We start from the raw sequence: 12,874 nt of genomic DNA, 5'->3' as shown, positions 1-12,874 counted from the left end.
GATTTCGTGCAACAAGTTGCACGCTACGATTCACTAAAATAGTGATATGAAAATAAACACGGTGACCGGTTTTCACAAGCCCCTTGAGGGGGTTGTGAAGTATAGACCCTTATAGGGGAGCCTAAAAACCGCACGTTTTACGTGCGGATTGTTATTTGGGATTCAATCTACTCTAAATTACAAGTATCCAAACAGGGTTGTGAAGATATAACCGAAGATACAGGAGGTAATTACACCGATTAAGCCCGGTAAAATAAAGCTGTGGTTAATGACAAATTTACCGATGTGAGTGGTACCGGAGCGGTCAAATTGAATCGCTGCCAAGTCGCTTGGGTAGGTTGGTAAAATGTAGTAACCGTAACAAGCCGCTGCGAAGGCAAGAATAATTGCCGGGTCAACACCGATACCTAATGCAAGTGGTACGAATGCCACCAATGCCGCCGCTTGGGAGTTAACGAATTTAGAGATTAATAGCAGCATTACAGCATAAGTCCAAGGGTGCGCTTTTACGACGTCCCCTAATGCCGCTTTCATCATCGGTGTATGGACGGTAAACATGGTTTCTGCCATCCAAGAAATCCCGAATACGGCAACTAATGCAATCATACCGGAACGGAAGATTTCATTTTTACTGATTTTGCCGGCATCGGTTTTTGTAAAGATGATGATTAATGAACCGGCCAATAACATGAAGATTTGGATAACGTGAACCATGCCTAAAGTGACTTTTTTCTTCACCGTGTCTTTTAAGCCGATTGTCGCGTTTTCAATGGTTTCTGTTTTGTCGCCGGCAGTAATAACCACATTGTTATCTTGTAAAACAACAGTTTGGGTTAATGTACCTTTGTCGTCGTAAATTTCAACGCTGTCATAAGCGGTTTTTGCTTTGGTTTTGTTGTCTTTAACATCAAGCGCAACTTTACCGTCTTTGGCTACGGCAAGAATTTTGCCGTCTTTCACGTTAAAGCTCTTGACTGCTTTATCGCCTGAAAGCACTTCAACCACTTGAGCCGGTGTGCTTTTCTCAAAAGATGGACGCAATTCTTTGAAATAACCTAATAAGGCAACCACTAAAATGGCACCGAAGAAAATCCACATTGCGTTCCAGCTGGATTGTGGTAATTTTTTATCGAGTAGGGAAGCGCTGTCGCCATACACATATTTTTTGAATTCAGGATCTTTTAATTTTTCTTGGAATTCTTGGTCTTTGTCTAAATCTTTACCACGGAACCAGCTGAAGATACCGATAGCTAAAACACCACAAAGGGTGGATGGCACAGTGATTTTTAATAAGTCTAAGTAACCGTCAAAGCCGGCTAAATGGTTTTGTGCATTCACTAAGAAAGCCGTTAAGGTGACGACCGCAACGGAAACCGGGGAAGCGATGATACCCATTTGTGAGGCGATAGAACTAGCTGCCATTGGGCGTTCCGGACGAATGTCGTTTTTAATCGCGATATCGTAAATAATCGGTAACATGGTATAAACCACGTGTCCGGTACCACAAAGAATAGTGAGGGTACAGGTAACGAACGGAGCGAGAATACTGACATATTTCGGGTTTTTACGCAGTAATTTTTCTGCGATTTGCAACATCACATCTAAGCCACCACTGGCTTGTAACGTTGCAGATGTTACCACCACCGCAAGGATGGTTAACATCACATCGATTGCCGGTTTACCCGGTTCAATGCCGAAGCCGAACACCAACACAATAAGACCGATACCGCCTAACAAACCGAGAGCGATACCGCCTTTTTTGGCACCGTAGAATAAACAGATTAAGACGATCGCAAGTTGAATCGCAAATTGCGTGCCTTCACTTAAATTCATGAGAAATTCCATAGATACTCCAGAAAATAATTTCATTTGGTGATGAGAAAACCAGCACCAGTCTAACATTAAGGCTACTTATTAAGTAGTAGAATTAGGAAAATTTTTGCGTTACATCAAACTTTTATCGGCGTATTTTTTAACGTATAGCGACGATTCACTTCTCGCCTAACCTGTAAAAAAGCGGGCAATGAGAAAAAACACGGTGATTTTCAACCGCACTTTAGTCCATGTTTTTGCTAGTTTATTAGTTGAATACGATATAGAATAAACACAGTTTTTAACGCAGTATTAATAAACAGAAGAAGAAAGGTAACAGTATGATCGATCCGAATTTACTTCGTAATAATTTGGCTGAAGTTGCAGAAAAATTAAAAATTAAACGTGGCTTTACGCTTGATGTGGCAAATATCACGCAACTAGAAGAACAACGCAAAGCCTTACAGGTAAAAACCGAAACGTTACAAGCAGAACGTAATGCGCGTTCTAAAGCGATCGGGGCGGCAAAAGCCCGTGGAGAAGATATTGCGCCGTTGTTGGAAGAAGTAGACCACATGGCAGCAGAATTAGAACAGGGTAAAGTTGAGTTAGAAAAAGTACAAAATGCCTTAAATGACATTGCCTTGAACATCCCGAATATTCCTGCTGATGAAGTTCCTTTGGGGAAAGATGATACTGAAAATTTGGAAGTATCCCGTTGGGGTGAACCACGCGAATTTGATTTTGAGGTAAAAGACCACGTTGCGTTAGGCGAAAATTTACAAGGCTTGGATTTTGCTTCTGCGGTGAAATTAACCGGTTCCCGTTTTGTGGTGATGAAAGGTCAAATTGCCAAATTACATCGTGCTCTCGCGCAATTTATGTTGGATCTACACACGGAACAACATGGCTATACGGAAGCTTATGTGCCTTATTTAGTGAACCACGATACGCTTTATGGCACAGGTCAATTACCTAAATTCAGTGAAGATTTATTCCACACGAAACCGCTAGAAGGGCAAGACCCAAATGAAGTGCAACGCACTTATGCATTGATTCCGACAGCGGAAGTACCGGTTACTAACTTAGTGCGTGGTGACATTTTAGAAGCGGAAAATTTACCGTTAAAAATGACCGCACATACGCCATGTTTCCGTTCTGAAGCCGGTTCTTACGGACGTGATACACGCGGTTTAATTCGAATGCACCAATTTGATAAAGTGGAATTGGTACAAATCGTAGAGCCGGAAAAATCTATGGAAGCGTTGGAAGAGCTTACCGGCCACGCGGAAAAAGTCTTACAATTACTTGGCTTGCCATATCGTAAAGTGTTGCTTTGCACTGGTGATATGGGCTTTGGTTCTTGCAAAACTTACGACTTAGAAGTTTGGGTACCGGCGCAAAATACGTACCGTGAAATTTCTTCTTGCTCCAATATGTGGGATTTCCAAGCGCGCCGTATGCAAGCACGCTGTCGTTCAAAAGGCGACAAGAAAACTCGCTTGGTGCACACCCTTAATGGTTCCGGTTTAGCCGTGGGTCGTACCTTAGTGGCAGTTTTGGAAAACTATCAAAATGCTGACGGTTCAATTACCGTACCGGAGGTTTTACGTCCTTACATGGGCGGATTAGAGGTGATTGGCAAATAGCCTACAATACTTGCTGTAAAAAATAGACATAAAACCACCGCACTTGAGTCTGTTCGTTAAAAACCAGCCTGAAATACCCTCAAGGGCGGATTCTCATAGGTAGTATCATGAAAAGTGCGGTGGTTTTTATGGATAATTGGATCTAAAAAAATAGGCAACATCTTTTGAGGTGTTGCCTATTTTTTTATTGTTAAGCTTTGGCTTGTGCCTGTTTCACTAAAATCGTGGAAAGGCTGAACGCCACAATAAAGGAAATCGCCATACCAATGCTATATATCGCAAGGCTATCAGGCTTAATCGACGGAATACCTAAGAAACCTGCCGCACCAAGAGCAATGGCTTTTACGTTAAAGAAAGCAATGAAGGCACTCGCCAGACCGGAGCCAATCATGGCAGCGATAAAGGCTTGGCGATAACGCAAGTTCACCCCGAACATGGCCGGCTCGGTAATACCCAGCAACGCAGAAATGCCGGAAGGAATGGCCAAGCCGCGAACTTTTGGATCTTTTAACGCGAATGCCACGCCCAAACAGGCGGCGCCCTGCGCAATGTTAGACATTGCCGCAATTGGGAAAATAAAGGTACCGCCGGTGCGTGCCATTTCCGCCAATAATTGGGTTTCCACCGCAATGAAGGTTTGGTGCATACCGGTAATCACGATTGGTGCGTAGAAGGTACCGAAAATAGCACCGCCGATAAAACCTAATGTGTCATATAACCAGGTTAACCCTGCCGCGATTAATGAACCTGCTTCACGTCCGATTGGGCCGATAAGAGTAAACGCCAAGAAGCCCGCGATAAATAAGGAAAATAACGGGGTAATCAGGTTATCTAGATAAGACGGCACAAATTTACGAAACGTTTTTTCTAACGTTGCCAACACCCAAGCGGAAATTAAGGTTGGGATCACAGTGCCTTGATAGCCTACACGTTCAATTTGCAAACCAAACACATTCCAATATTGGATTTTGCCTTCAGCTAGCGTTAAAGCATAGTTCCAACCGTCAGCCAGTGCAGGGTGAACCAATAACATCCCTAATGCAGCCCCAAGGAATGGATTTCCGCCAAACTTACGGGTGGCGGAGAAACCAAGCAATACGGGCAAGAATACAAATGGTGCGTTCGCAATGGTGTTAATGAAATCCACTAAATCTTTGAGTTCAGGATGCATGTCAATGACACTGGTTCATCTACAAAGAACCCTTTAGCGGTGAGCATGCTGTAAATACCCATCAACAAACCGCCTGCCACGATGGCCGGAATGATCGGCACGAAAATATCCGCTAAACCTTTCACCAAACGTTGCAACAAACTTTGATTACCGCCTGCCGCTTCAGCCACTTCCGCTTTACTCACATCGCCGATGCCCAGCAATTTGGTTAATTCAGCGTGGACTTTATTCACCGTGCCGGAACTAAAAATAATTTGATATTGTCCTGCTACGGCAAACTGACCTTTAACACCTTCAATGTTATCAACACCTTCCTTGTCCACTTTGCTTTCGTCGTGCAATACAATACGCAAACGTGTAGCGCAATGTGCGGCGGTTGCAATATTCTCTTTTCCACCAAGTTTCTCAATGACTTGCTGCGCAATTTTAGGAAAGTTCATAGTCTTTTCCCGAAGTAGTAAATAATAGGTAGAATTCTAGCTAAAAGGGTTTTGCCGAGCCAGCAAAATTTAGTGCAGGATTCACTCATCCGCGCACTGAATACACCTTAAATTTGTTATTTTTCGCCAATACCTCATGGCTGCCGAAATGTTGATCCAGCCAGTCGGCATAAGGCAAGAACGCATTCGCCACAATCCGCAATTCACCGCTGGTTTTAAGATGCCATTTTGCTTGTTTAATCAATTCATTAACGGCGGTATAGGCGGTATCAATGCCGTCATGAAACGGCGGATTAGAAATGATTAGGTCAAATTTTCCTTCCACATGAGAGAACACATCGCTTGCCAGCACCGTGCCTTGCAACTGATTTTCTCGCAACGTTCGCTGTGCCGATTCAAGCGCCATGGCGTGAATATCCGTCATTACAAGCTTGGTTTTCGGATGATGTTTTTGAATGTAACTGCCAATCACGCCGGCGCCACAACCGATATCCAGTACATCGCCCAACACATTTTTTAACGTGGACAACAATAATGCGGTGCCGCCATCCAGTTCGGCGGCGCTGAAGACGCCAGGCAACGCATATACGGTGACATCGGCAAGTTGTGGTGATTGGTAGGATTTCCAGAAGGAATTCAGCTCAAAGTGCGGTGGATTTTTTAGCTGAAAATGATACAAACTACAACGACGGGCAGAGTCGATTTTGTGAATATAGCCGAAGTCCGCAAGCATATTTTCGGCAGAACGCACACCGCTGCGATTTTCGCCGACAATGAGAATTTCTTGTCCCTCCGGGCTTTTGGCAAGTATTTGCATTAATTGGACATGGCATTCCTGCTTATTCTTCGTCCAATAAAACAGGATCAAATCGGCTTCGCGTTGAAATTCGAGGGAAAAATCCACTGCACTTTGTTGCTTTTGATTTTCTCGGTTGGAGTAATCAAAATACCAACTCCAAGCGCGGGCGTTAAAACCTTGGCGTCGTAAATCGGAAAGAAACTCATCGTTCACCGCGCCGGTAAGCAATAATGATTTCCCCGTTAAAAAATCTAAATGTCGTTCCAACACTTCGCTTTCTGCACAAATCACGCTATTAATCCTCTGCCTTATTGGTTAAAATGGGCGCCCATTATACTGGATTGAATTGATTTTAGATATGCAAGAAACGCGCCAACCCTACTCCCGTCGAGATGTATTACTGCAACAAATGGGCATTAGCCAATGGCAGTTAGTGCGCCCGGAAGCGTTGAAAGGCGCAATGAATATCACTGTCGCCGAGCATATTCGTCTGGTGATCATCAGTCAGCAAAATCTATTGCAACAACCTGTTGTGCAGGATGTGTTACGCAGCTTGACACTGGATAGCGAGCAAGTATTAAACATCACCTTTGAACAGCTTGCTTATTTGCAAGTTAACCATAAAGTTAGTTATTGGTTGCTTTCTCAAAACACCTCGGAAAATGACCGCACTTTATCTCTCCCACAACCGTTAAATGTGTGGCAGTCAGGTGATCTTGAGGAATTTAAACAAAATCCGCAGGCAAAACGTCAATTTTGGCAAACCATTCAACAATCCCCTTCCATCAATGCCGCATAACAAGGATCTGTCGTGATAACTATTTCGCCAATTGAAGCACAAGATTTTGACGCACTTTATGCCATTGAGCAGGCTGCTCACGCCGTGCCTTGGAGTTTAGGTACGCTGAAAAATAACCAAGGCGAGCGTTATCTCAATTTAAAGATCGTCGAAGGACATCAGATTTACGGATTTGCTATTTGTCAGACCGTGTTAGATGAAGCCACCCTGTTTAATATTGCTATCGATCCGCAAAAACAAGGCTTGGGACTCGGACGACAGCTCTTAAACGAGCTCATCACCCAACTCAGACAAAAAGGCATTTTGACATTGTGGTTAGAAGTGCGTGAATCCAATAAAAAAGCCCAAGCGCTTTATGATTCGCTGGGCTTTAATCAAGTGGATATCCGCAAAAACTATTATCCGACAGCAGATGGGAAACGGGAAAATGCCGTGGTCATGGCGGCCTATTTATAAGACTATTTTTCCCTCTTAATCGCTTGCAACATTGGCACAAACCACGCTTTCACCTGCTGATTTATCCACGCCAAGTCCAATTCCTGCGTTTGTACCAGCACGCGTTGCCAATATAAATCGCCACGGGAATAATCATCCCCTTCAGCAATTTTTATTAACTGTGCTAAACACTTATCAACACCCACTTCATCTTCGTGAACAATCTGTTTTAGGTATGCCTCTATGCCCTGTGTTGGAATCAGTTGTAATTGCGACAGCCCGGCTAAATAGCTTTCTACATAAATTTGCAGTTGCGTAAGGGCATCCTGTTGAGACACCACTTGAAAGATCTCGCGTTTGTCCTTGCCTTGAAAAATGGATTCCGTCGGCTGTGGCTGCGTGGCACACAACAATAAATGATATAACCAAGCTTCAATACGATCTTTGTCTTTGACTGTTGCCATGCGCCAAGTCACACGCTGTAACGGGTCGCCATATAAATGGGAGATATTGCCTGATAAGGTGATATTACCGTATGCCGTTGGCAAGGTCATTTGTACAAAACGGTTTTGTGGCGTTTGTTCCACATAATCGGCAATATAGTGTTTAAATTCTTCCACTTCATCCAATAATTTATGGGCATAGAGTGTCGCAAATTCGCCTCTTGGCAATACGCCTTTCACCTTTAAATGATCAAAAAACGCGTCAATTTGGTGTTCATCGACATCGACCAAGTCCGCATGAATCAGGTATTTCTCTAAGCCATTATTCAAAACGAAATTTTCACTGTCGGCGATACTTTCTTCCTGTTCGGAAAAATTCACACCAAGGCGACGCTCAAAGAAAAATTTCACCGGATTTTTCACAAACGCCACCAAACGAGAAAATTCAATCTCTGTTTCTTGTTCGAAACCCTCCTGCGCTATTGTCGGTTGAATGAAATCCGACAATGCCTGATTGGATTGCGAATTCACCAAAGGCAACCATTGTTGCGCAAAAGAAGGGCTAAAAGTGCGGTCGTTTTTTTCAAAGTTTTTTCGACTGAATGCCGTCATGCCGTGTTGTTGCACCAGCAATGCCCGCCAATCCTTGCCTTCATCCGGCAGATTTTCCACGATGTAATCCAACAACTGGCTCACCAATACGGAGGGCTCACGTTCTTGATTGTCTGAAATAGAACGTCCGATGTAGCTGATATACAAATATTCTTGCGCAGACAGCAAAGCCTCAAGGAACAAGTAACGATCATCATCACGGCGCGCACGGTCGCCTTTAATGCGGTGATACTGCATTAAGTCAAAACTATTTGGTGGCTGTTGACGTGGGTATTCACCGTCATTCATACCGAGCAGGCAGACCACTTTAAACGGAATAGAACGCATCGGCAGCAACGTGCAGAAATTCACTTTGCCGGCTAAAAAACGGTAGTGATTTGGGTTTTCTTCTAACGCACCACTCATGACATCCGCCACAACATCAACGGCCAAGCGCTCGTCAAAATGCACGTCCTGTAACTGTTCTGCAAATTGCTGAATCACGTCTTTAATATAAAATAAGGTTTCTTCGGTTTCCGTTGTCGCGGCAAAGAAACGATCCGTTAAGGTCAACAAATGTTGTTGCCATTGCGCCACGGAATAGCGCTGTTGCAACGTTTTGAACCAATCTGATAATGCGGCGATAAATTCAGCCAGTTGCCCTGCCAGCTGACCTTTTAAGCCGAAACTGTTGTCCAATCCAAGACTGTCTTGCCAAATACCATTTTCTTCCCGTAAGGCATACCCCAACAACATACGTTCCAAACCGGCTTGCCAGGAATTATAGTTGCTTTGCACCTCACCATGAGGTTCTTCACTTTGTTTCTCTAAACCAAAACGCACGCCGGCATTTTTCACCCAATCTCGAATTTGCGCCAAATCCTGCAATTCAATATTAAAGCGTTGGCGTATTGCCGGCACATCTAACAGCGCCAACACGTCTTCTGCACTGAAAAGACTTTCTTTGAGCTGCAATAAAGAGAGGAAACCGGCAATAACCACATCATTTTCCGATAATTTGTTATCTGAAATAGAAAATGGAATGGCAGTTTGCGGCGTAGCATGTTGCCCGAAAACCGCGCGAATATAAGGCGTGTATTTATCAATATCCGCCACCATCACGATGATGTCTTTTGGGGTCAAATGGGGATTTTCTTGTAATAAATGCAGCAGATAATCCTGCAAGACTTCCACTTCCCGCATCGTGCTGTGACAAGAATGGAAGGTTAAAGTGCGGTCATTTTCTTGATAGTTTAACGGCTCACTGCCACTCGGTATAAGGTGCAAAATCTGATGTTGAATTTGACTCAATAAATTCTTCGGTTCAATCTCCGCATAGGCAGAAATCTCATTCGGTTCCAACTGCGTTAATAAATAAGAAAAATCGCGTCCCAATTTTCCCCATGAAGCCAACAATGGGTTGCCGACTTGCAATTTTTCTTGTGCATAGGTCACTTCCCATTGCTGCTCAGCCTGCGCAATTTGTTCTGCGGATAACAACGGTTTATTAACCTGGTTGAAATAATCGGTACGAGTGCGTAGTGCTAATTTTTCAACAAATGTTGGATCCACAATGTCGCCCCAATATTCCTCGCAAGGATTATTGAAGAACAGATGCACATCGCAATATTGGCTAATGGCTTGAAAAATTTCTAAATAGGCTTTCGGCAACGCCGGAATACCGAAAATGAAAAGACGTTCCGGTAAAAAGAGCGGTCGATTTTTACGGAGTTTTTCTAACAATAATTGGTGTAAATGCGCTCGGTGTTGTACCAAATCCAATCCGGTTTCTGTTTTTACCGCCTGCACTAAAGCCCGCCACAAGCTTGCCTGCCATGCGATATTTTGTTCAATCTGTGCCGATAAACGATCATTATTGAAATTGGATTGAGCTTCAATTTGATGATGAATATCTGCCTCTTGGTTCGCTTCCCAAGCGGCAATCCAGTCCGGGCGGTAAACCAAATATTGGTCGAATAAATCCGCGATCTTTCCGGCAAGTTGGTAGAGTTTAAATTGCTCCGATTGAACAGAGTGCGCCAGATAATGGCGTAAAGGATGGAAAGCCTCTTGCTCTAAATATTGAGGAATTAAACGCATCAAGCGCCACATCATGGCATTTTTATTAAACTGATTACTTTGCGCCACATCAGGCAAGTTTTCGGCATAAAGTTGCCAAATAAAACTGGCGGGCATCGGAAACGCAAAATTTGCTGCAATGCCTTTTTGCTCAGCGATTTGTAACTGTAACCATTGTGCCATGCCCGGACTTTGCACCAGCACGGTTTCCGGCTGTAATGGATTGCTCAGCGGTTGACGTTGAATTAATTCAACGAGAATGTCCTTTTGCACCTCAAGTTGATTCGAATGATAAACAGTAAACACGCCGCCTCCGGAAATAAGCCTAAATATAAGTTGCGCTATTATAAACTAATTTCACCGCGAGGATATTTCACCGTGACCTGATTTTGCGTGCACGTAACGCGAAAACGAATTTGATTCTGTAGCACGTTCGATTCACAAGGCAACCCAAGAAAATGCCGTTGATGTTGATTCTCAGCAATTTGAATGGCTTGAAAACGTTGATAAATTTCCACCGCACTTTTGCGTTGTAAATTTCCCCATTGGTTAAACGTGAGGAAAAGCCCGCTGAATATAGATAAGGTCACTAACAAGGACAGCAAGCTCATGCCTTTCTGATTAATTTTTGGGAACGACAAAATCATACCAACTCTTCTCTGCTAAGCGCCAACGGCTGTATTGTTGCACGATCTGAGTAACCGTACTTTTGGAATAAGTCACTTTAATATTTTCATCTAACGTCAATCGCCCTTTGGTAATGATCGAACCGCTAATTTTACCTTGCCCTCGAATGTGTAAATCGCCTTCGGCGACAATCACCGCATTCACATTTTTGTTAATCTCCCAGTCGGTTTCATTTGCCGTGAACCAATACAATGCCGCAGGCGACGACTTGCTTAAAATTAGCGGTGGAGACTGTAATTGTTGACGAAAAAGCGCAAGCCCTTCTTTGGAAATAAACTGGTCAAACAATTTTTCATGTTGGTTTCGCACCGGTTGCTTTTGAAATAACTTATCCCGTTGACACCACGCATAATGGCTTAAGCCATCGGCAAATGGATTATTCTCCAGCCGAAATGTCAAGAGAAACGTATCACCGTTTTCTTGCGTGGAAAGCTGTTCACAGCGCGTTTTTTTCTCATGCACGCTAAGTTGTTGCAAGGTGAGCTGTTGTTCCACATACCGATGCCGCTGAGCGGCAATGGCGGAATATAAACGCAGGAGATCATCGTTAAACAGCATGGCAATCAGCAAAAATCCGCTGAGTAATATCAGTAAGGTGAGGGTCATGATGCCGCGTTGGGGTGTTGTCATGGTTCTTCTCGGTTTAATAAGGGCACAACGATGGCGGTTTCGTAGGTGATTTTTTTATTCTGTTTTAAATTTCCCATTAAACGCACTTCAACGCCTTTTTGTTCCGCTAACCAAGTAAAAGTGAAATCAGAAATTTCATATTCTTTTTCATCTAACAAATCCACCCAGCCGCCGTGATTACAGGCAGATTGTTGGGTATAACGTTGGCAATCTTCAAAACTGCAATTTTGTTTGACCGCACTTTTATAGGTTAAACGGGTTTCTACCATTTTCTTATTGAGTCGATAACCGAATAATTCACGTTCAATTTCTTTGGTGGCATTTTTCTCGTTTGCAAGACAGGTATTGCCTTTGTATCGTCCGCCAATACAGCCATTCACATTCAGATCATAGAAAAAGAGAACACAGCTATTGCTATTTTCTGTCTCCATTTGTGCGATAGTGATTGCCGAAGGCGGATTCGGTTGTTCAAATAAGGACAAATTGTTTTGGGCTAATTTTTCACTCACCGCGCGAAACCCTGCACGCGCTAAATCTTTTCCGATGAGCTGAATCACACGTTGTAGCTCCGTTTGTAACTGCAGACGCAAAAGCATTTCCTGATTTTGCTGTTGATGCTGGCTATAAAACTGCAAAATCACCAAGAATAAAAACGAAGAAAGGGATATCGAAAGCATTAAACTCACCAAGCTTTGCCCTGAAACACATTTTTGTTTTAACGTCATGCTATTCTTCATCATTCACACAAGCACTTAAGGATTGGTTATCTTTTAATTTCAGACTGCCCACATTAAAAAATGAAAAGAGGGTTCGTTGATGGTTGGCTTGTAACACAAAACAGGCGGTGGACGCTGTGTTGCGAATGCCGCTTAACCTTGTAATTTCAAAAGGGTAGTAGCGTTTGCTGATTAACAAAGTGTCTTCAAAGGCGGGAAAATAAAAATAGGCGGAAACTTCCGTGGGGCAATGTTGTGGGTTTAAGCAATCACATAGCTTATCGTGCTTAATTTGCGCCGTGAGACACCAACGTCCCGTCGTTTGATGACGATTGGCAATTAAAAACCAAATGTCCGATGAATTTTCTACCCGCGCTTGAATTTGGCGTAAAAAGATATACAGCTTTTGTTGCTCTTTCTGCAAAATTGACTGTTGGCGATAGTGTTGCCATGTAGGCAGTGCCAATGTTAACAGAATACTTATCACAAGCAGTGCAATCAAGCTTTCCAATAAGGTGAATCCCTTTTGCATAAACGTTCCTTTTTTTGACCGCACTTTAGCCAGTGAAATCATCAAAAGGAAAGCTTACGATGTGATTTTGCGATCCCTATCGCAAAACCGT

At 43.3% G+C, this 12,874-nt stretch carries 10 protein-coding genes and 1 pseudogene; 3 read left to right on the top strand and 8 right to left on the bottom strand.

Translation table 11 applies throughout. The features are described from left to right. Window positions 1-177: 177 nt before the first annotated feature. Window positions 178-1,845 carry an anaerobic C4-dicarboxylate transporter gene (locus HMPREF9065_RS00510; RefSeq protein WP_021617056.1) on the bottom strand — a complete coding sequence of 556 codons (1,668 nt, stop codon included), beginning with the start codon at window positions 1,843-1,845 and terminating at the stop codon, window positions 178-180. Between the two features lie 308 nt (window positions 1,846-2,153). Here HMPREF9065_RS00510 and serS point away from each other — a divergent pair, with 308 nt between their 5' ends. After that, entirely contained in the window at window positions 2,154-3,461 is a 1,308-nt protein-coding gene (serS, locus tag HMPREF9065_RS00515; RefSeq protein WP_021617055.1) for a serine--tRNA ligase, read from the top strand. Between the two features lie 190 nt (window positions 3,462-3,651). Here the strand turns inward: serS and HMPREF9065_RS09755 are convergent. Both HMPREF9065_RS09755 and rsmC read right to left on the bottom strand, forming a co-directional pair. Next, window positions 3,652-5,072 (bottom strand): annotated as a pseudogene (locus HMPREF9065_RS09755) (sucrose-specific PTS transporter subunit IIBC). A gap of 85 nt (window positions 5,073-5,157) precedes the next feature. Beyond that, a complete protein-coding gene (rsmC, locus tag HMPREF9065_RS00520) occupies window positions 5,158-6,162 on the bottom strand; it encodes a 16S rRNA (guanine(1207)-N(2))-methyltransferase RsmC (protein WP_021617052.1) in 1,005 nt (334 codons plus the stop codon). Between the two features lie 67 nt (window positions 6,163-6,229). Between rsmC and HMPREF9065_RS00525 the strand changes: the two genes are divergently transcribed. Both HMPREF9065_RS00525 and rimI read left to right on the top strand, forming a co-directional pair. Continuing rightward, window positions 6,230-6,670: a DNA polymerase III subunit psi gene (locus HMPREF9065_RS00525; RefSeq protein ID WP_021617051.1), complete on the top strand. Its 441-nt coding sequence runs from the start codon at window positions 6,230-6,232 to the stop codon at window positions 6,668-6,670. A 12-nt stretch (window positions 6,671-6,682) separates the two neighbouring features. Next, entirely contained in the window at window positions 6,683-7,126 is a 444-nt protein-coding gene (gene rimI / locus HMPREF9065_RS00530; protein ID WP_021617050.1) for a ribosomal protein S18-alanine N-acetyltransferase, read from the top strand. Window positions 7,127-7,128: 2 nt separating this feature from the next. Here the strand turns inward: rimI and recC are convergent, their stop codons facing one another. The 5 genes from recC to HMPREF9065_RS00555 are packed head-to-tail and all read right to left on the bottom strand — an operon-like array spanning window position 7,129 to window position 12,783. Further along, window positions 7,129-10,524, bottom strand: coding sequence for an exodeoxyribonuclease V subunit gamma (gene recC, locus HMPREF9065_RS00535; protein WP_021617049.1), 3,396 nt, complete (start codon window positions 10,522-10,524; stop codon window positions 7,129-7,131). Window positions 10,525-10,562: 38 nt separating this feature from the next. Beyond that, the gene (locus HMPREF9065_RS00540; protein ID WP_021617048.1) at window positions 10,563-10,865 is read right to left on the bottom strand and encodes a DUF5374 domain-containing protein; all 303 of its coding nucleotides are present in this window, start codon (window positions 10,863-10,865) and stop codon (window positions 10,563-10,565) included. Then, window positions 10,840-11,535, bottom strand: coding sequence for a DUF2572 family protein (locus HMPREF9065_RS00545; RefSeq protein WP_021617047.1), 696 nt, complete (start codon window positions 11,533-11,535; stop codon window positions 10,840-10,842). Before HMPREF9065_RS00545 ends, HMPREF9065_RS00540 begins: the two co-directional genes overlap by 26 nt. After that, window positions 11,532-12,275 (bottom strand): PulJ/GspJ family protein, encoded by a 744-nt coding sequence (locus tag HMPREF9065_RS00550; protein ID WP_021617046.1) that lies wholly within the window; start codon window positions 12,273-12,275, stop codon window positions 11,532-11,534. The genes HMPREF9065_RS00545 and HMPREF9065_RS00550 overlap by 4 nt, the downstream gene beginning before the upstream one ends. Beyond that, the gene (locus HMPREF9065_RS00555; protein ID WP_033002791.1) at window positions 12,262-12,783 is read right to left on the bottom strand and encodes a type II secretion system protein; all 522 of its coding nucleotides are present in this window, start codon (window positions 12,781-12,783) and stop codon (window positions 12,262-12,264) included. The genes HMPREF9065_RS00550 and HMPREF9065_RS00555 overlap by 14 nt, the downstream gene beginning before the upstream one ends. Between the last annotated feature and the right edge of the window lie 91 nt (window positions 12,784-12,874).

The organism is Aggregatibacter sp. oral taxon 458 str. W10330, from assembly GCF_000466335.1.
Taxonomy (GTDB): domain Bacteria; phylum Pseudomonadota; class Gammaproteobacteria; order Enterobacterales; family Pasteurellaceae; genus Aggregatibacter.
This window is presented reverse-complemented; position numbering and strand designations above follow the sequence as displayed.